General features: G+C 63.3%; 17 protein-coding genes and 1 pseudogene. 14 read left to right on the plus strand and 4 right to left on the minus strand.

The genetic code is table 11. The features are described from left to right. The first annotated feature begins 87 nt into the window (after positions 1 to 87). From BLS43_RS27400 to BLS43_RS30315, 5 genes are all read left to right on the plus strand, one after another. Positions 88 to 654 carry a MarR family winged helix-turn-helix transcriptional regulator gene (locus tag BLS43_RS27400; protein WP_176921589.1) on the plus strand — a complete coding sequence of 189 codons (567 nt, stop codon included), beginning with the start codon at positions 88 to 90 and terminating at the stop codon, positions 652 to 654. A 48-nt stretch (positions 655 to 702) separates the two neighbouring features. Next, positions 703 to 1,878 carry a CaiB/BaiF CoA transferase family protein gene (locus tag BLS43_RS27405; RefSeq protein WP_093089603.1) on the plus strand — a complete coding sequence of 392 codons (1,176 nt, stop codon included), beginning with the start codon at positions 703 to 705 and terminating at the stop codon, positions 1,876 to 1,878. Next, complete coding sequence (locus BLS43_RS27410; protein WP_093089604.1) at positions 1,878 to 2,885, plus strand: CoA transferase; 1,008 nt, start codon at positions 1,878 to 1,880, stop codon at positions 2,883 to 2,885. The genes BLS43_RS27405 and BLS43_RS27410 overlap by 1 nt, the downstream gene beginning before the upstream one ends. A 629-nt stretch (positions 2,886 to 3,514) precedes the next feature. Then, positions 3,515 to 3,655, plus strand: a complete 141-nt coding sequence (locus BLS43_RS30310; protein ID WP_176921591.1) for a hypothetical protein — start codon at positions 3,515 to 3,517, stop codon at positions 3,653 to 3,655. A gap of 167 nt (positions 3,656 to 3,822) precedes the next feature. After that, the gene (locus tag BLS43_RS30315; RefSeq protein ID WP_176921592.1) at positions 3,823 to 4,560 is read left to right on the plus strand and encodes an NAD(P)/FAD-dependent oxidoreductase; all 738 of its coding nucleotides are present in this window, start codon (positions 3,823 to 3,825) and stop codon (positions 4,558 to 4,560) included. Between the two features lie 44 nt (positions 4,561 to 4,604). Here the strand turns inward: BLS43_RS30315 and BLS43_RS31790 are convergent, their stop codons facing one another. Continuing rightward, a complete protein-coding gene (locus tag BLS43_RS31790; protein WP_425438583.1) occupies positions 4,605 to 4,829 on the minus strand; it encodes a transposase in 225 nt (74 codons plus the stop codon). Positions 4,830 to 5,055: 226 nt separating this feature from the next. Here BLS43_RS31790 and BLS43_RS27435 point away from each other — a divergent pair, with 226 nt between their 5' ends. The 9 genes from BLS43_RS27435 to BLS43_RS27475 all read left to right on the plus strand — a co-directional run bounded on the left by BLS43_RS27435 (position 5,056) and on the right by BLS43_RS27475 (position 16,870). Further along, positions 5,056 to 6,246 (plus strand): ABC transporter substrate-binding protein, encoded by a 1,191-nt coding sequence (locus BLS43_RS27435; RefSeq protein WP_143030259.1) that lies wholly within the window; start codon positions 5,056 to 5,058, stop codon positions 6,244 to 6,246. Between the two features lie 74 nt (positions 6,247 to 6,320). Continuing rightward, positions 6,321 to 6,899 (plus strand): VOC family protein, encoded by a 579-nt coding sequence (locus BLS43_RS27440; protein ID WP_093089609.1) that lies wholly within the window; start codon positions 6,321 to 6,323, stop codon positions 6,897 to 6,899. A gap of 114 nt (positions 6,900 to 7,013) precedes the next feature. Continuing rightward, positions 7,014 to 7,877, plus strand: coding sequence for a branched-chain amino acid ABC transporter permease (locus BLS43_RS27445; RefSeq protein ID WP_093089610.1), 864 nt, complete (start codon positions 7,014 to 7,016; stop codon positions 7,875 to 7,877). 2 nt (positions 7,878 to 7,879) lie between these two features. Further along, a complete protein-coding gene (locus BLS43_RS27450; RefSeq protein ID WP_093089611.1) occupies positions 7,880 to 9,712 on the plus strand; it encodes a branched-chain amino acid ABC transporter ATP-binding protein/permease in 1,833 nt (610 codons plus the stop codon). Beyond that, positions 9,697 to 10,422, plus strand: a complete 726-nt coding sequence (locus tag BLS43_RS27455; RefSeq protein WP_093089612.1) for an ABC transporter ATP-binding protein — start codon at positions 9,697 to 9,699, stop codon at positions 10,420 to 10,422. The genes BLS43_RS27450 and BLS43_RS27455 overlap by 16 nt, the downstream gene beginning before the upstream one ends. A 387-nt stretch (positions 10,423 to 10,809) precedes the next feature. Next, positions 10,810 to 11,583: an SDR family NAD(P)-dependent oxidoreductase gene (locus BLS43_RS27460; protein ID WP_245707874.1), complete on the plus strand. Its 774-nt coding sequence runs from the start codon at positions 10,810 to 10,812 to the stop codon at positions 11,581 to 11,583. A gap of 52 nt (positions 11,584 to 11,635) precedes the next feature. Continuing rightward, positions 11,636 to 13,252 carry an FAD-dependent oxidoreductase gene (locus BLS43_RS27465; protein WP_143030260.1) on the plus strand — a complete coding sequence of 539 codons (1,617 nt, stop codon included), beginning with the start codon at positions 11,636 to 11,638 and terminating at the stop codon, positions 13,250 to 13,252. A 580-nt stretch (positions 13,253 to 13,832) separates the two neighbouring features. After that, positions 13,833 to 14,678, plus strand: a complete 846-nt coding sequence (locus tag BLS43_RS27470) for an SMP-30/gluconolactonase/LRE family protein (RefSeq protein WP_093089615.1) — start codon at positions 13,833 to 13,835, stop codon at positions 14,676 to 14,678. Between the two features lie 383 nt (positions 14,679 to 15,061). Further along, the gene (locus tag BLS43_RS27475; RefSeq protein ID WP_093089616.1) at positions 15,062 to 16,870 is read left to right on the plus strand and encodes a flavin-containing monooxygenase; all 1,809 of its coding nucleotides are present in this window, start codon (positions 15,062 to 15,064) and stop codon (positions 16,868 to 16,870) included. 310 nt (positions 16,871 to 17,180) lie between these two features. On the opposite strand, the gene BLS43_RS27480 is transcribed toward BLS43_RS27475, so the two are convergent. The 3 genes and pseudogenes from BLS43_RS27480 to BLS43_RS27485 form a co-directional block, all read right to left on the minus strand. Further along, positions 17,181 to 17,411: a hypothetical protein gene (locus BLS43_RS27480; RefSeq protein WP_425438582.1), complete on the minus strand. Its 231-nt coding sequence runs from the start codon at positions 17,409 to 17,411 to the stop codon at positions 17,181 to 17,183. 48 nt (positions 17,412 to 17,459) lie between these two features. Next, a complete protein-coding gene (locus tag BLS43_RS30320) occupies positions 17,460 to 17,633 on the minus strand; it encodes a hypothetical protein (RefSeq protein ID WP_176921594.1) in 174 nt (57 codons plus the stop codon). A gap of 636 nt (positions 17,634 to 18,269) precedes the next feature. After that, positions 18,270 to 19,065: pseudogene (locus BLS43_RS27485) on the minus strand (IS3 family transposase); the annotation flags it as partial. Positions 19,066 to 19,212 lie beyond the last annotated feature (147 nt).

Consider the following 19,212-nt stretch of genomic DNA (forward strand, 5'->3'; position numbering starts at 1 on the left):
CCACATGTGGACTGTCACCGATCAGTCGACCTCTGTCAAGGTGCCCGGAGCCCGTCTGACTGCTTCGTCCCCCTATACGCTCTCACCATGAGCGCGGACCCCGACCCCGACCTCGATCGCGAGCTGATCAGCCTCGTCGTCGAGCGGAACCCCGCGACGCTCACCACCGAGCAGGTCGCCGCCGCAAGCCGCATTCCGCTGACCATGATCGGAAGCCGACTGCGGGAGACGACGGGGCCTGCAGCCCTGACCGCACCTCAAAGCCTCGTCCTCAGCCAGCTGACGGCGGTCGAGTCGCTGCCAATCACGGACCTGGCCAACGCCGATGGACGAGCGGTGTCGACGATGACGGAGATCGTCGGCCGCCTCAGCAGAGCGGGCTTGGTGCGCAAGCACAACGGCACCGAGGATCGTCGACAAGTACTGGTGAGCATCACGGAGGAGGGCAGGCGAGCCCTCGCGGAGAGTCGCATCCTTCGCAATGAGTGGCTGACCCGCAGGATCACCGAACTCGGCGAGCACGAGCGGGTGGCGCTCGCAGCTGCGCTGCCTGCGTTGTGGCGAATCGCCGGCGCAGACCCCGAGATCTGGCCCCGCGTGCCACCCCGCTCGGACCGCGTGAGGCGCACCCGCCGCTCAACGCAGGCGGACTAACCCATCCCGCCCTTGACAGGGTAGACACCGGCCTCGCACTATCGAAAAATGTTTGGGGCACCGAAACACTTTCCTGGGGGCGGCGCCGTAGCCGACCTCGACTGGCTTGCGGGCCTTCGTGTGATCGAGGTGACGACCGGAGTGGCGGCTCCCCTGACCGGTCGGATACTCGCCGAGCTGGGCGCTGACGTGATCAAGGTCGAGTCTCGCGCGAAGCTCGACGTCAACCGGGTCCGCGTGCCAAATGCCGCGACCGCCGGCATCGCCGACGAGGAGACCCTGCGGCTGGAGGGATTCGGCCTGCTGCACGAGGCCAGCGCGAGCAAGCGCAGCATCCGGCTGGACCTCAAGAACCCCCGGGGCAAGGACCTCTTCCTGCGGCTCCTCGACACCGCGGACGCCTTCGTCCAGAACTTCGCGCCCGGCTGGCTCGAGCGGCTCGGGCTGTCGGTCGGCGGCCTGCTCGACCGCAACCCGCGCCTGATCGTGGTGTCCGCGACCGGCTACGGCCAGGAGGGGCCGCTGAGCAGCCAGCGCGCCTACGCACCGATCATGAGCTCGCTCGCCGGGATCGAAGGGCTGATCGGCTACGAGGACGGGGATGTCGTCGGCGCCTCGGCGACCGCCTTGGCCGATCTGAACTGCTCCTTCTACGGCGCGTACCTGGCCCTCGCCGCCCTCCACGGGAGGACCGAGACCGGGGGCGGACGTCACCTCGACCTTTCCCAGACCGAGGCCTGCGCCGCACTCGTCGGGGAAGCCATGATCGAGTATGCCCGCGCGGGCAAGTCCCCGGGACCGGTCGGCAACGCCACTCCGCGGGGTGACCGTGAGGTGGTCCCCAGCGCGGACGGCGGCTGGGTCGTGATCGAGGGCCTCGCCAAGGACTCCGACGAGTACCGCGATCTGCTCGCTGCGGGTCGGCCGCGCGAGGACCTCGTCTCCTCTCTCCGGGCGCGCGGGATCCGCGCCACGCCGGTCCTGAGCCCCGACGAGGTCGTCGCCGACGAAGGCTTCCGGGAGCGCGGCATGTTCCAGCAGGTCGAGCATCCGGTACTGGGCCCGCTCACCACCTCCAGCATCCCCTGGCATCTGGACGGGGCGGTCCCCCGCGTCCGCAGCTCCTCCCCGTTGTTCGGCCACGACACCGCAGCGGTGATGGCCGAGCTCGGCCTCAGTCCGGCGGAGATCGCGACGCTCGAGACCGACAAGGTGCTCTACTGATGTACGACTCGATGGCAGGCGTGACCGTGGTCGAGGTCGCGGGCACGCGGACGGCTCGATTCGCGGGCAAGCTCCTGGCCGACGTCGGGGCGACGGTGGTGCGGGTGTCGGGCTCGGAGCCCGACCCCTACTTCGATCTGCGTAAGGCCTCCACGCGGTCCACCGTGACCGAGCTGCTCGCCGGGGCCGACGTGCTCGTCACCGACCTGCCCGACTCCGAGCTCGCCGAGCTCGACCTCGACCCGGCCGAGCTGCGTGTCCGCTACCCGCGGCTAGTCGTGACGCTGCTGTCCGCGCTCGGCCGCACCGGGTCTCGGGCCGGGCTGGACGCCGGCGAGGCCGCCATGCAGGCCGCCTCCGGTTTCCTCCACCTCACCGGCTACCCGGACCGCGAGCCGCTGCTCGTCCCGTACGGACTCGGCGAGCTGCAGCTGGGGATCAGCGGCGCGGGTGCGAGCGCCGCCGCGGTGTGGCGGGCTCGCGCCGCAGGAACCGGGGCTCTCGTCGAGATCAGCGGTGCGGAGGTCCTCGCCTCCTACGTCCGGATCTACGGCGCCGTCGGGAACTACTACGACATCGCGCTCGTCCGGGACGGCCGACGCGCACCCGGCTCGGGTGGGCGCTGGCCGTTCGGCCTGTTCCCCTGCAAGGACGGGTACGTCGCCTTGATCGCACGGACGGCGCCCGAGTGGGACCGGTTCCTCGAGATGCTGGGGAGCCCGGGCTGGGCGAAGGAACCCCGGTACACGGATGTGCGGGCCATGGCCATCGACTATCCGGACGAGGTCGACGCCTTGGTGCAGCCGTGGCTGAACGCGCGCACCCGAGACGAGCTGCTCGCCCTCGCCCAGGAGTACAAGGTCCCGATGGCGCCGGTCCGCCGTATCGACGAGCTGACCGCGGACATTCAGATGGGGTACCGCGGGTTCTTCGAGAGCGTCCCGCTCGACGGCGGCGAGGCCGACATCCCCGGACGGCCGTGGGTGGAGACACTCGCTCCGCACTGACCGACGGCCGGCGAGAGGAGAGGCGGGCGCGGACGCAGATCCGCGCCCGCCTGTGCGTGCCAAGGCGCTCGCTTCACCCCGAACACAACCCATCATGCGAGACCTCGGCATCGGACCAGCAGAGTCCGGGCTGATCAGCAGCTCGTTCTTCCTTCTGTTCAGCCTGAGCACGATCCTCGTCGGGTTCCTGGCCGCGCGAGTCTCGTCGCGCTGGGTGCTCGCGGCGATGGCCTTCATGTGGGCCCTGACCCGGGCCCCGTCTTCCTCTCGGGTGTCACGGTGCTGACGAGCACGCGGATCCTCCTGGGCGTGGCGAAGGGCCCGAGTCTCCGATCGCCACGGCCGCCGCGCACTCATGTTTCCCCGGGAACGGCGCGGGCTCGCCACCCGCCTGGATCAGCTCGGGTACAGCGATCGCCAAGATCGCGGCCGCACCACTGCTCATCTTGGTCATGATCGCCCACGGATGGCGGTGGGGGTTCCTGCCCCTCGCCATCGTGAGCGTGGCCTGGGGCGTCGCGTGGCTGCTGGTCGGAAGGCGGCCTCGGGTACTCACGGGTCAGCGCCGGATTCCTCTCCGCACTCCCCAGCGTCTCTTCGCTGGTGTTCATGGTCGTCACGGGTGGGCGGTGGTCGACGAGATCCGCGATCAGGGCGACCGAGCGGTCTCGAACGCCGACGACGTCTCGGATCGGGATGCTGCGGGGCGGCTGATCGGGCCGACGATGTCCGCGTCGGGCATTCACGGCAACGCGTGCTCGGCCCGGTGATCACGGGCCTGATCGAGAAGGCCGCCCCGACGCAGACATCCAGGGCTCCCCCGAGAGCCGATCGGGCAACGTGTTTGCCTCCCCGAGAGAGCACCGCCCGGACCGCGACGACCGAAGGCACCCACTCTGTCCGACGCCCTGGCGCCCCGCTCACTCCTACCCTCGCCATGCTCGCCGCCGCCTACCTCGCCGTCACCCGCGCCCGCGAGAACAACGTCGAAGCCGAAAGAGGGGGACCCAGCGCCGGTCGGCGCACGCTGATCCGGTTGTCGGCCAACGAGATCCCCGCCTCCTCGCCGCACTCGCCTTCGACCCACACGCCTGCCTCGACCACGTCACGCACTGGTCGCACTGGCGCCGCGAACGCCAACAACAGGCCCGCGACAGTCACTACCGCAGACGCGGCGAGCGACCACCCGACTGATCAACTGCTGTTGCAGTACCAGCACCGACTGATGTGCAAGCTGCCCGGCTTCCACTACCAGTACCTGAGCGCGTTCAACCGGGACAACGTCACCCTGGTCGACACCGCGGGAACCGGCGTCGAGCGCATCACCCCGGCCGGGGTGGTCGCCGCGGGCCGGGAGTACGAGATCGACTGTCTCGTCTTCGCCACGGGGTTCGACGTCGGGCGCGGGTGCATCCGGTCCTCCGGCATCGACGTCACCGGAGCCGACGGCGCGGACCTCGCCCAGACCTGGGCGGGCGGCATGCGCACCCTGCACGACTTCCTCGCCCACCGGTTCCCCAACCTGCTTCTGCATGGGCGCCACCCACTCCCTGCTGGCAAAGGCCGAGCACATCGGCTACGTCGTCAGCACCCTGCTCAAGGACGGCCACACCCGGGTCGAGGCCACCCTGGAGGCCCAGCAGCGGTGGGGTCGAGCTCATCGACTCCTTCGTGACCCCGGAGTCCTAGAGTTCCAGCGCCAGTGCATCCCGAGCCACTTCAACAACGAGGGCAAGGCGGGCGACCCCAACGCCCTCCACGCCGGGCGCTACCCGGACGTCGAGGGCTACCAGCGAATCCTCGAGGAATGGCGGTGCTGGCTGGGATGGGTGCGGTGCCGGCGAGCATGGCGAACGCGCCGTCGTCTCGGCAGCACCCCCGATGTGACCAGGCGGCGAGGATGGTGGCGGCGGTCATCGGCCCAACCCCGGGTGGCGGGAGCAGTTCCGGAGGTCAGGACCGTGCGGTGGCCCGGATCGCCCACTCACGCGATCACGACATCCGGCGCAATTCGGGACGTCTTGTTGGTCGCCGGACCGCCCACGTCCGTGCGCCGGTCGTCCGGAGTCGGTGTGACGCTTGACTCACAGCGCACACATGAAATACGGTTTCATACCACGACGGATCTGGCTGTGTGGTCCCAGCGGTTCCGAGGTCTTGAGGAGACAACGTGGTGATCCAAAGGGCTGTTGGCGCAGCACTGCTGTGCGCGGTGCTAGCGATGTCAGGATGTGCGTCGTCTGGTACGTCCGATTCCAGCGGGGATGCCGATGACTTCGTGCTCTACGCGAGCATGGCGTTGACCGGACCGATCGCCGGGCCCGTCGGGGCTCAAGCCGCTGGCTTGAAGGCTGGGGTCAGCGCCGTCAACAAGGATGGCGGAATTGACGGACGTCAGATCAGGCTGGTGCTCAACGATGATGGAGGCGACCCGGGACGGGCCACCACCCTACTGCAGGAGCAGCTGGACAAAGGTCCGATCGACCTCGCGATCCCGGGTTCTATCAGCAACGTCGCTCTAGCTGCAGTTCCCATCCTCACTCGGGAGAAGATTCTTTCCACTGGGTTCCACGCCGCCCTCCAAGACGCTGCAAAATACCCCTACGAATTCAATTTCTCTCCCCCGATGCCGACTCAGACTCAGGGTCTGGTCGATGAGATCGTTGCGCGAGGCTTCAAGAAGGTCGCGCTGTTGCACGCCAACGACGCGACGGGCAACCTCGTGGCGGACTCTTACGAGCGGCAGCTTGCCGGCGCCGGCCTGTCGCTGACGACCGAAGGATACGCACTTGCCGACGTAGATATGACAGCACAGCTGCAGGCTTTGCAGGCTAAGAATCCGGACGTCTTCATCTTCCAAGGCTTTGGCCCGCTGGCTGGGTACATCCTGAAGGACCGCACCAAGCTAGGCTGGGATATTCCTACTTACGGCAACACCGAGGTTGGCTCGATCGACCTCACTGCAGTGAGCTCGCCCGCGGATTGGAAGAACTTCCAAGTGCTCGCGATGTACTCGGGCTCCGCGGCCGTCCCGCGCACCGCTGGTTACACCCAGATGACGGATGCTCTCAAGGAGGCGGGGGTAACGATTAACCAGGCCCTTCCGCAATACGCTGCCTTCTGGGACATTCCGCACTTCGTCAAGAGGGTGTGGGAATCAGCCGACAGTAAGAACCCAGACGCGTTGGTCAAGGCTTGGCTTCAGCTCGACGAAAAGGCAACTCCTGACTCGCCCTTCGTCTTTATGTCTCGCCTTAGGTTCAGCCCCGAAAGCCATAGTATCGACATTTCACCCGAGGAAGCGGTGCGCATTCTCACGCCGGGTCCGCTTGTGGACGGCCAGATGCAGGGAAGACCCTGATCGGAATCAGTGCGCGCGCCTTGCGCCATGTCTTCGACCCGCTTGGAATTCGACGCGCCCGCCCATATTTGAAAGTGAAGGACTACATGTTCCGCGAAATTCGTCAAATGGCTTACATGTGCACCTCAGAGACTTTCGACGCGACCCTCCGCTACTGGCAGGAGGCCGCCGGGGCGGGCCCCTTTTGGACCATCGAGGCCAGGCCGGAAAATCAGATATATCGCGGAAAACCAACCGCCGGAGCCATCGAAGCGGCAATTGGCTATGTAGGCAATCAGCAGGTGGAGATCATTCGCCCGTTGAACGACGCACCGTCCCCATGGACGGACGCACTGCAGTCGGCATCGGATGTGCCTCCGGCAGGGCTGTTCCACCACTTCTTGCTCGAAACCGATGATTTTGACCGGGCTGTCGCTGACTTGCTCGCGGCCGGCGCGCGTGACGGGCTCACCGCCGAGGTAGTCGGCGGACGCCGAGTGGCGTATGTCGACGCGCAGGCAACCTTCGGCTGCTGGGTCGAGGTCATGCAGTGGCAGCCCTTCAGCCCGGTGGTCGCAAGCCTCATGCGCGACCGGAGCCGCGACTGGGACGGAACCAACCCCCGACGCTCATACCTGGAGGTCATTGAAGAGGCACAGGCTCGAACCTCGTAGAGACTACCACCGGCGTCGTCGGACGAAGACACCTCTATCACATCCTAAGCGTCAGCGAGGAACTGTGCCGAAGACTCTATTGACTTATCGGTTGCGAGCGCCGGGCCGCGACCGATGACGACGCTCTGGGCCGGCCTAGTCGTCGGCGCCATCTATGCTCTCGTGGCGGTCGGGTACAACATCGTGTATATCGCGTCCGGCGTCTTCAACTTTGCGCAGGCGCAGTTCGTCATGGTCGGCGCTTTTACCGCGTCGGTCGCCGCCACCACAATTGGACTACCGCTATGGGCGGCAATCATCGGGGCAGCGATCGTTGGTGGAATAATCGGTGCGCTCGAGGAGATCCTCGCGATCCGCTGGTTACGTGGACGCGGCGCGCACAACGAGTTGGTCACAACATTGGGCGTCGCGACGTTGCTGTCGGGGCTGGCGCTGGCAATCTGGGGTTCGTTACCACGCCCACTCGGATACTTCGAAAATGCACGTGTCTTGGATCTGCTTGGTGGCCGTGTTGTCGTCACCGACCTCCTTACTATTGTTGCAGTCATCACTGTCACAATCATCGTCGGCCAGGTCTCCAATCGTACGATGTTGGGTCTTGCAAGTCTGGCGACGTCCGAAGACCGAGAGGCCGGCGCTCTGCGAGGCATCAATGCAGGTGCGATGACAGTCGGTGCATTCGTCATCGCAGGCGGCCTCGTCGCAGCGCTCGGTCCTCTGATCGCTTCGAAGACTTACGTGATCTACAACGTCGGCGACCTCCTCGCCGTCAAGGCATTCGTCGCCCTCGCCGTCGGAGGCATCGGCAGCTACCGCGGTGCGCTTCTGGGAGGTCTTGGCGTTGGCGTGGTCGAGATCTTCGCAGCTCGGTACCTTGGAACGGCCTGGCAAAATATCGCAATCTTCGTGCTGCTGCTACTCATCCTGATGTTCATCCCTAAAGGGCTCTTTGCCCGGCGCGTGGCAAGGGCAATCTGATCATGTGGATTCAGCTTCACACCTACCGGCGTTTTCCCTTCTGGACCCTACCGCTTGCCGTCGGCATCGTGGTGATGTTTCTCCCGTACTTGGGCGCATCCCGAGGAATGCTTCGGTTAATCATCTCCATTGCGCTACTCTCCATGCTCGTTGTCGGACTGAACATCGCTTTTGGATTCGCTGGCGAACTGGCTCTCGGTCAAGTCGCCATCTATTCCGCTGGAGCCTATTGTACGGGCTATTTCGCAGTCGAAGGACTTGGACTGCCGGTGACGTTCATGGTCGCCGTCCTCGCTGCTATCGCGCTCGGCATCATCACAGGCGTCCCCGGACTCCGGCTAGCATCATGGTCCCTGGGAATGGTGACCTTCTTCATGGTGCTGTTGGTACCGGATATCGTGCAGTTGCTTAGCCCATTTACGGGAGGCTCGGCTGGACTCGCTGGAATCCCACCTCCCTCTCTCTTCGGTCATGATTTTGACACTGAAAGCCTATATATCCTGGTCATCGCTGTGACGATCGTTGTCATCGCCCTATTGCGCAACTACATTGTTTCGCGGCATGGCACCGCGCTGAAGGTCATAAAGCAGAGCCCTGACCTGGCCCGCTCGCTCGGATACTCCGTCCCGCGGATGAAACTGACTGCCTACGTGATCAGCGCGTTTCCCGCCGGGGCCGCGGGCTGTTTGTTCGCTTACGATCATTCCGTGGTCACGCCGGAGTCGTTCAGCTTCTCGTTGACCGTTGCGATCCTGGCTGCGTCGATCATTGGTGGATCATCCAGCATCTACGGGGCCGTGTTCGGTGCTACAGTGATGGTTATCGGGCCGCTGCGCGCCGGCGTATTTCAGGAGTTCGCGCTCGTCTTCTTCGGTCTCTTGTTGGTTGTCGGAGGTCTGTTCTTGACGAACGGCGCAGCTAATCTCCTAGATAAGGCTTTCCGACGTATATTTGTCAAGAATGACCTCATGCCGGATGTCCGAGAAGCCCTGCAGAACCCCAAGACGCTACCGCAGCTGACAGGGTGCAGACTGCGCGTCAGTGGTCTAAATAAGAATTTCAACGGCAATCAAGCACTGAAGAACGTGCACTTCGTCGCGGAGCCGGGGCAAATCATCGCCCTCATTGGGCCAAACGGCTCAGGAAAGACGACCCTGCTGAACGCGATCAGCGGTTTCGTTAGGCCCGACAGCGGCGAGATTCGAGTTGGAGACAGCCCCTTGACGCGGCTGTCTGCCCATCACATCGCTAGAAGAGGCGTTGCACGCACTTTTCAAACGCCTCTTATCCCTAGGGGACTGACGGTGGCGGAGGTTGTCGCCAGCGCGCGCTACCGATCTGAGGCTACCTCCGTAATCAGTGGGATGCTGACGCTCCCTGATACCCGAGGTGCCATCCGCCGCGACCGGGACACAGCCATTTCGCTCCTCTCTGTCATGGGCGTTGTAGAGCTGGCAGACGTCCTCGCAGACGACCTGCCGCTGGGAACCCGTCGAATTGTCGAGGTGGCTCGGGCACTCGCGTCCAGCCCATCATTGTTACTGCTAGACGAGCCCGCGTCGGGTTTGGACGAGGTGGAGGTGCACGTCCTTGCCGACGTAGTCCGTCGGCTCCGTGATGCAGGCGCCACAATCGTGATTGTGGAGCACAACTTCGAGATGATCACGAGCGTCGCCGATCGAATAGATGTGCTGCACCTGGGACACGTCATCGCCAGTGGCAGTGCGAACCAGGTGCGCAACAACCCGGCGGTGATCGAAAGCTATCTCGGGAGAGCTGCCCGCCAGCGAGCCGAGAACGATCGAGGATCGGACCGGTCATGGAACCCGCGTTGAGAATAGAGAATCTGACAACCGGATACGGGCAGCTCCGTATCGTTCGCGGGCTCTCACTCACCTGTGCCTCTGGCGAGCTCACCGTCCTCCTCGGCCGAAATGGGGCTGGGAAGACCACCACTCTCGCCGCGGTCGCAGGCCTTCTCCCCATCATGGGTGGAGTGGTGTCGCTCGATGGGACGCCCCAAACCGGGAGCGTAGTAGAACGGATCCGTTCCGGCCTCGGACTCGTACAGGACGGGAAACGGATTTTTCGCTCGCGGACAGTCGAAGAGAACCTTCGACTGGGCGGATTCATTGTCCGACGTCAACGCGGTGCGATCTCCGACGGATTGGAGCGCGCCTACAGCAGATTCCCAGTCCTGAAGGAGAAGCGGAAGCAGTCGGCGGGTGCCCTGAGCGGTGGCCAACAGCAGATGCTGGCTATTGCACAGGCTTTGATGCCCCAACCCCGGGTTCTGATGTTGGATGAGCCGTCGGCCGGACTCGCGCCATCAATTGTCGAACAGGTCTTCGACGAGATGAAGGAGTTGACCAAGCAAGGACTATGCGTGCTTCTTGTGGAGCAGCTCGTAGATTATTCCCTAGCGGTAGCCGACAACGTCGCAGTTCTTGATCGAGGTCACATTACCATCAATAGAGAGGTGGCAAGTCTGGGAAGCTGGGATCAATTGCGGGAGAGCTACCTTGGAGCGGACCTAGAGGAGTAGGTGCCAGTCAACTGCGCAGCGTGGACCGCCACTTAGAAGAGCGACACATCCGGAGTGGCGGAGCGCCCCTCCGCGCCTTTTCCCTACATGTCTTGAGGCGACCTCCATTTCGACGTGGCCTTGCATCATCCTCAGTCCAGGGAGTAGTACTTGACTAATGATCGATCGGTCTTCGAAGTTGCAAGATGGTCTCGCCGTGCATATCGGCCGAAATGAGGCCGACGAGCGCTTCACGCTTGGCCGTCATCGGTTGCCTGACGAATTCGGTGATCTGGAGAATAGGCGACCAGGGGTTCGCTAGCTGACGCTTGTCGTCCGACGGGGACACAGCTAGATGGGGCTTGCGAGTCGGGAAGAGGTTGAGGACGACTCTCATCAATCGGGCCGGTGAACTGCTATCTAGGAGTTAGTTTGTATTCGAGCTATCGGGGCAAGGTCTGTTGGATCGCAGGAGGCGCCTCAGGTATTGGTGGCGCAACAGTCGCTACCCTCGCGCGTAGCGGAGCCAAAATCGCTATCGCGGACGTGGCGCGAGATGCTGGGAAGCAGCTAGCTGAAGAGCTGCAAGCGGCTGGCAGTGAAGCGATGTTCGTCGCCACCGACGTGCTTGACGATGTATCGGTACGTCAAAGCCTCTTGGCGACGGAGGCGGCCTTTGGTGGCCTGGACGTTGTGGTGAATTCGGCCGGCGTGATCAGTGACGGCCGAGATGATGACTTCGAGCGCAATGTCGACATGTTCCTGCTTGGCGTGTGGCGGGCAATCAGAGAAGCCCTTCCGATCCTGGAGCGCACACACGGTGGTTCGATAGTCAACGTTGCCTCGATAGCTGGTGTGACGGGATCAATCGGTCAGGATGGGTACGGATCAGCGAAGCACGGCGTGGTTGGCCTGACCAAAACAGTCGCGCTTGCCCACGCTCGAAGCGGTATCCGTTGCAATGCTGTATGTCCTGGGTATGTGAGAACTGGAATGACAGAGCACATTGCTTTAGACGAAGACGAGACCACGGCCCTGATCGTAGAGAAGCTTCGAGTTCCCTTGGGTCGATGGGGGCAACCGAACGAGATTGCAGCCGCCGTGGCGTTCCTCGGATCTGAAGAGGCGTCATTTGTGACTGGGGCCGTGTTGGTCGTTGATGGCGGTCTGACCGCACGATAACAGGTACTCGGGCGTTGGGCAGGTGAAGACCAATGGCGAAGAGAGAAGTAGCATGACGAACATCGAATTCTGCGACGTTCTGATCATCGGCTCGGGTGCCGGAGGGCTCTCAGCGGCGATTACAGCGGGGCATGCTGGCGCGCAGGTCATCGTGGTCGAGGCGGCCGACAAGGTCGGTGGAACGTTCGCATATTCTGGCGGGCAGGTCTGGGTCGGAATGACAGATCTCGAAGTTGAGGCTGGCGTAGATGACTCGGTTGCGGATGTTCGCGCATATCTTCAATGGCTCTCGCAGGGCCAGGCGGACGACGAGATGAGGGAGACTTTCGTTACTCGTGGGCCTGAGGTGTTTCGCTTCCTGCGCAACCAGGGTATCAATCTTCGACTGATTCGCGGACTTCCGGACTATTACTACCCGGAAGCGGAGGGGTCGAAGGCCGAAGGGCGCTGGTACGAGATCGAACCCTGGGACCAGTCACAACTTGGCCCGCTCATTGATCTCGTGGCGACCTCGCCCTACGGTGGCGGCGTTGTGTCTAGTCAGGATCGCATCGACACTGGCGGAACGGCAATGACGCCTGAACTGGCGGAACGGCGGCAACGTCATATTGAGAAGGGTGAGCGTTGCGCGGGACCGGGCCTTGCTGCCTCGATGACGAAGGTTGCAGTGGACAACGGCGTGACGTTCTACCCATCTACTCGCGCAGTTCGGTTGACCATCCAGGACGGAAAGGTGACAGGAGCAATCGTGCGCGATACCAGCGGAGAGCGTACGGTGCACGCACGTAACGGTGTCATCATCGCGACCGGCGCCTATGACTGGTCCGAAGAATGGATGCATCGACTCGACCAGCTCGTGGATGTCAAGACGATGTCCCCGCCAACGATTCGAGGAGACCACTTCGAGCTGACCGCGCCGCTCGATGCTGCCATCGAGGTTGTTCGCCGACCAGTTACGTCGGCGGTCTACTTCGGCACACGCACACCGGGAGACGAGGTCCACGGCTCTCAAGCGTATCGCTACTACACGCCTGGTCTCCCTCGGAATATTGTAGTCAACGACGCCGGACGGCGCTTCGCTGACGATGCATTCCACCCCGGTATTGCAGAGGGTTGGCTTGAGGGGTCTGCGAACTGGCCAGCTTGGGTGATCGTAGACCAGAAATATATTGATACGTACGGAATTGGCGCCGTCCCCGCCGGGGGGGAGATCCCGGAAGGAATGTGCTCGCGTGGGGCGACAATTGAGGAAACTGCGCTAGCGGCTGGAATAGATCCCGCAGGATTGTCTGGCGAGGTCGCGCGCTGGAATGGGTTCTGTGCTGACGGCAAGGACAGTGACTTCGGGCGTGGAGCTCGACCTTACGCGTTGGCCTTGAACGGTGATCCGCGTTCGGAAAATCGGAACATGGGGCCGATTACCGAAGCCCCGTTCTATGCGTTCCCGCTGGTACGAGTTGCCGTCAACTCTCCTGCCGGCGGGCTCGTCACCGGGCCGACTGGCCAGGTCCGCTCGACTTCGGGTAGCGGAATTCCCGGTCTTTACGCGGCGGGCACTGCCGTGGCGCAGCGCGATATTGGAGCGAGCTATAACAGCGGGATGGGCAACCAGCGCGGACTGCTCTATGGGTACTTGGCCGCGCTGGAGCTGACGGCAGATGGCGCGTAGGGCGCTGGCAGTCCGGGAATGCGAACAATCAGTGGAGGTGTCGATGGATCGTGCATCAGTGTGTAGATGTTCTCTGTGTTGGCGTTTCCAGCGTTCGTCACCGCTCAGTGCTCTGCGGTGAGTTCAATCCTGCACGCATCGGGCCGCGAAGATCGACGGCACCGATATCTCGGGCTTGTGTGGTCCGCGCGAGGCCGGCAACGGCACCTCCTAGCGAACAGTTTCACTCTTTCTGGGAGCACTCGGTATAGGCGTGCGGTCTTGGCCGCGCTCGCCGCGGAGTGGCTCGCGGTCTAGACGTCAGGGAGAGCACCCAGTCCTCCGCGTGAAGGAGTCGCTGCGGTTGATTCGCTGCGGGGTAGTCGACTAGACGGTTGACGACGCGCCCACCTTCTCCGCAGCCTGACGTGCGGTGGCAACCCGGAAGGCGATGACCGACACCGCATTGGCTGATTTCGCGCGAGAGCTCTGATGGCTAGAGAGCCGGGGTGCCAGGGGCGCGACCAGGAGAATCGCGTGAAGAATGCCTTAAAGGGTATGTTTGTGGCACGTGATATGACCGCCAATTGGGGGAGCACACATGGAAGATCTGACGGATCAGAGTCGGGTGCTGTGCACAGACTTGGTCTACGGTGAGGGGCCGCGATGGTATGACGGCAAGCTGTGGTTTGCAGATACGTTCGCCGATCGCATCTGCACGATGGACGAGTCCGGAACCCTGCTCGAAGTGATCGAGTTTCCCCAGCCTTCTGGTCTGGGTTTTCTACCCGACGGTTCTCTGATTGCCACCGCTTCTCAGCAACTTATGGTCTATCGGTTTGATGGCGGCAATCTTGAACCGTACTGCGACCTCAGTCGTGAGGGCGCCATCATGATCAACGACATGGTCGTCGCCGGGAACGGTGATGCTTACGTAGGCAGGTACTTCCCGGGCGATCCGTATCCTAAGGGAGAGTTGGTTCGGATCCCGAATGGTGGTGGAACTGTAGAGACTGTGACCGAGACCCTGGCTACTCCTAACGGGATCGGGATCCTCCCCGGCGATCGCGTCCTCGTTGTCAATCTCAGTGGCGGAGAGGCAATCCTGGCATTCGACATTGAGGCGAATGGAAAGCTGTCGGGTCAGCGCGAGTGGGCCCGTATCCCCGGCGCGAGCCCGGATGGGCTCGCAGTGGATAGCGAGGGTGCGATCTGGATCGGGAGCTTCACCTCCGCGGAGTTTCTCCGAGTGCGGGAAGGTGGAGAAGTCACCCACCGTGTCGCGACACCCAGGAGATGGGCCGTTGCTCCGATGCTTGGCGGGCAGGACCGCAGGACGCTCTTCATGATCAGCGCGGACACTGATCTCGATAGGTATCTTGCCGGCAAGTCGGCCGGAGTAATTGAGGCAGTCTCGGTTGCGGTGGGCGGTGCTGGGCGCCCTTGAATGGTGTGGAGCCGTTGATGTACTACGGGTTCGCGTCCTGTGGGTCCAGTGGCGGCCTGGCGTGACGACTCCTATGTCTTACAGAACACTGGCAGAGAGTGCGGCTCGCGCAATGTGCGACGTCTGAACCAGGTCCTGTGGCCGCTACTGCCGTTCGCTCATTGCGACGAGCGGAGAACGTCGCCTCCTGAGAGCAGCTGGGTTCAGATCGGTGCGGTCGTGTTGTGCATGTCAAGAGTTGCAGAACCCGCTGGGCCCATACGTCTCCGAACCTTCGAACTGACGTGGATAGCAACCGTAGACGTTCCACGTTCGGGTGAGCCGCGTCGAAGGTAGCGCGCCGGAATGTTCCAAGACCTAACTAACGAAAGGACTGCACGTTGATGATCTCTACGTCTCTTGACTCGAAGGTGGCGGCTTGGTTTTCGGCCTTCGAGCGCGCTCTGGATTCACGCGATGAGAAGCAGTTGGGCGATCTCTTCGCCGATCCATCCTATCTTCGCGATAACGGCGCCCTTACGTGGGACTACCGCCAGTTTCACGGTCGCGATTCTGTGATCGCCGCACTGCTGTCGGTTGTAGATGACATTCAACCGTCCAACTTCGCCCTCTCAGCGCAGTGGCCGGCCGCAAGCATATTGGGCGAAGGCCAGGGGGCAGTTGTTGAGGGTTACCATGGATTCCAGACCGCTGCTGGCGCTGCCATCGCTGTGGTCAATGGTGTTCTAGACGATTCGGCGCCGTCCGGCCTCAGGGTCATTACGCTCTATACTCGCTTGCAGTCGCTCCGCGATGCTCCCGAGCCTGAGCTGCGGCACCCCCGAGGCGACGGATTCTCTCCCCGCCATTCTGGTGAGACGTATTCCGAGAACCGTGCCGCCCGCCGCGAGTTTGTGAACGCGCAGCCTGAAGTCCTCGTGGTGGGCGCTGGTCACAACGGCTTGGTTGCCGCTGCGGAACTTGGTCGGTTGGGACTGAGCACCCTGGTCATCGACAGGAACCACGCAGTGGGGGACAACTGGCGCAACCGCTACGAATCTCTGACGCTGCACAACCCCGTCGAGATGAACGGCTTTCCGTATCTTCCGTTTCCGAAGCACTACCCCGAGTACCTGCCTAAGGATCTCGTCGCAGACTGGCTAGAGATCTATGCTCGCTATCTGGACCTGGATGTCTGGACTGGGACCGAATTTTTCGGTGCCGACTATGACGACCAGACTGGGCAATGGTCGGCTAGAGTGCGGCGTGCCGACGGACACGAGCGGGTGCTTCACCCTAAGCACATCGTTCTTGCGACCGGTGGCATTGGCGGCAAGCCCTCCGTCCCAGATCTTCCGGGTCTGGGCTCGTTCGCGGGAAAAGTTCTTCACTCTTCGGAGTACACCAAGGCAGCCCAGTACGGCATTGAGAGAGCAATCATCGTCGGAGCGGCCACTAGTGCTCATGACATTGCTCTTGACATGTCTGACAACGGGGTGGAGGCTACGATGATTCAGCGTGGGCCGATCGTGGTGAATCACGTGGCGACGGCTAACCTAGCGGTGGCTGGGTTCCTCAACCCAGAGATTCCGACCAAGGTGAACGATATCCGTTTTGCGGTTGGCATGATAAATCCACTGCGTGAGGCGGCATCCAGAGAGTATCACGCCTATGCGAAGGCTCTTGACGGAGATCTTCTCAAGGGCCTTGCCGCCGCGGGTATGCGTTTGGGCGACGGATTCAATGGGCTGGGTTGGCTAGATCTATTTCTCCGAACGGGAGGTGGCTACTACCTGAACAAGGGAGCCTCCGAGAGGATCATTGACGGCGGGATCAAGGTTCTCCAGTTGGACCGAATGGTCGAATTCGTAGCGAACGGCGCCAAGCTCGACGATGGCACCATCCTTGAGGCCGACATGGTTGTGCTGGCCACCGGTTACCACAACCGCAAGGTCGAGGTTTCGGAATGGTTCGGCTCGGACGTCGCTGAGCGGGTGGGCGACATCGCTCGCCTCGACAGCCAGGGTGAGTGGGCAAACCTGTGGGGACAGACCGCGCAGCGTGGCCTGTGGTTCAACGGTGGAGGATTTAACATGACCCGTTCGAACTCGTTTGTCCTGGCTATGCTCATCAAGGCAGACATCGAAGGGCTTATCACCGACAGGTTCCGTCGCGCACCTGCGAACAGCCAGTCAATCACCGTAGGAGCCTAAGGTCCACCGAAACGTGAGTGTCGAGATTCGACTAAGCGCGCCCGGAGAGTAGGACGTTTCAGAAGGGTTCAGTCAAGCGAGCATCGATTTGACGGCTTGCCGCGTCGTTGGCCATCACGCGCAACAACTCGGTGAGTCGTGGGCGGAGAGTAGCGGCCTCTTTGTGATGCTCGGGTTCGGAGAGTGTCTGATATTCCGGGAGCGGAAATACACTGGATACTTGGACACTGCGCCTGTGCCAACCTGCTGGACTGGCGCGTCAGCGGGTGTGCGGCGTGGCGTGACCTCGAATGAGACCCTGTCAACCTGATCACGCGTTCGTGATCATGAGGGTCTGAACCGCGGTGATGAGCTTGTCCGCGGTGTTCGGGCTGGACCGGATCTTGCGCAGCTCTCGCCAGTTCCTGAGTTCTGCGTTGGCGCGCTCGCCTGGCCCGCGGCGGCGGGCGTGGGCCTCGTTGGCACGCTTCTGGAAGCCGGAGAGCGTTCGGAACCTCCCGGTGTCGGGGTCCTTGCGCCGTCGTCGCTGCGGGACCGCCACGGTGGGTCCCGCGTCTTGCTAGTGGTCTCGGGCGTAGTTCGTCGGGGGTCATGCCGCGAAGGTGAGCGTGTCGGATTGCTGGTGTGGGTTGATCCGGTTGCGCAGGACGCGGAGGTCGTGGCGGGTGAAGGTCCAGTCGAACGGAGCCGCGGTCGGCCGCGATCGCGGCGTTGCAGGCACCACCGGCGGCGGCGAGCACGATCCGGGCCCGAAGACGATCACGGTGCTCGGTGCGGGCGTTGCGGGTCCGCGCGCTCAACACCGTCTTCTCGGCGGTGGTGAGTGTGATGACGAACGGGCTGGTAACCGACATCGGGCAGTTCTCAACCCCCGATGCCGCCCCAGCGCCTGCGACACACCGTGATCACCCGCCCGTGCGGTAGACGGACCATCGAGCAGGCCGGCCGACGAGGGGTGAGCTGTCACGATGGGTCGTGTGGCGCCCCGCTTCCCCGAGTCGACGAGAGCTCCCTGCGGCAACAGCTCGCCGCTCGAGCCCGGCAACGATGGCCGGAGATCACCGAGCTGCGGATGCGTCACCACGGGGTCTTCACCTACGTCGAGGCCACCACCGCCGAGACGACCCCGCCCGCGACGATGCCGCTGTGCCGGTTGCGGGACTGTAAGAACATCGGTGTAACTCCGATCAAAGAGTGTGGACCCGATGACCGAGTTCGCTGCTGAACTGCCTGTGGCCCTCGACGCGTTGACTGGCGACCAGGCGTCGCGGCCCTTGCCCGTCAAGGCACCTGGACTCGACGGGCTCGATGAGCAGTTGATCGGCCAGCTGGCAGGGCGAGCCCGCCCCAGCGCCGCTCGCTCTGACCGGCGAGGGTGGGCTACTGAAGCGCACCGGGTTCAGTGGAGGCCGGGTTCTCCCGAGCGTTGCTCGTCTCGGGTCTGTGGGTGAGCGTAGTAGTTGTTCTCGAACTCGACCGGCGGGATGTTGCCGATCATGGAATGCAGCCGGTTGGTGTTGAACCAGTGCACCCAGGAGGCGGTGACCAGCTCGAGGTCCTCCACGGTGCCCAGCGGCCCGTCTCGGCGGACGCACTCGGACTTGTAAAGCCCGATCAGCGACTCGGCCATGGCGTTGTCGTAGGAGTCCCCGACCGACCCGATCGACGCGACCGCGCCCGCTTCGGCGAGCCGGTCACCGTAGCGGATGGCCGTGTACTGAGACCCGGCATCCGAGTGATGAATCAACCCGTCCAGCCGTCCATCACGGGTCTGGCCAGCGCGTTCCCGGGTCCACAACGCCATCTCCAGAGCGTCGAGCGGGAGCTCGGTGGGCATCCGGGACGCACACCGCCACCCCACCACCCGCCGCGAGTACACATCGGACACGAACGCCGTGAACACCGTCCCCGACCACGTCGGGACGTAGGTCATGTCCACCACCCACAGCTGGTTCGGCCGTGTCGCGGTGAAGTCCCGATCCACCAGATCCGGAGCCCGGACCGCCTGCTCGTCGGGGCGGGTGGTGATCACCGGCTGCCCACGGCACACCCCGCACAGCCCCAGCGAGCGCATCAGCCGCTCCACCGTGCACCGCTCCACCGTGCACCGCTCCACCGTGCACCGCGCCACCGGCCCGCCCCACCCGGCCTGTGACGCCATCGCAGCGCAGCTGGTGCCACATCTTGCGGGCCCCGTAGAGCCCGCGGCCCTTGTCCCGGTCGAAGAACGTGGCCTCGATCGTCTCCACCAGCGCCGCATCCTGCAGCGCTCGCCGCGACGGCGGGCGGTCCTTGAGGGCGTAGTAGCCCGACGAGGCGACCGCGACACCCCGCACGCGCAG

The organism is Pseudonocardia oroxyli (genome assembly GCF_900102195.1).
Classification (GTDB): Bacteria; Actinomycetota; Actinomycetes; order Mycobacteriales; family Pseudonocardiaceae; genus Pseudonocardia; species Pseudonocardia oroxyli.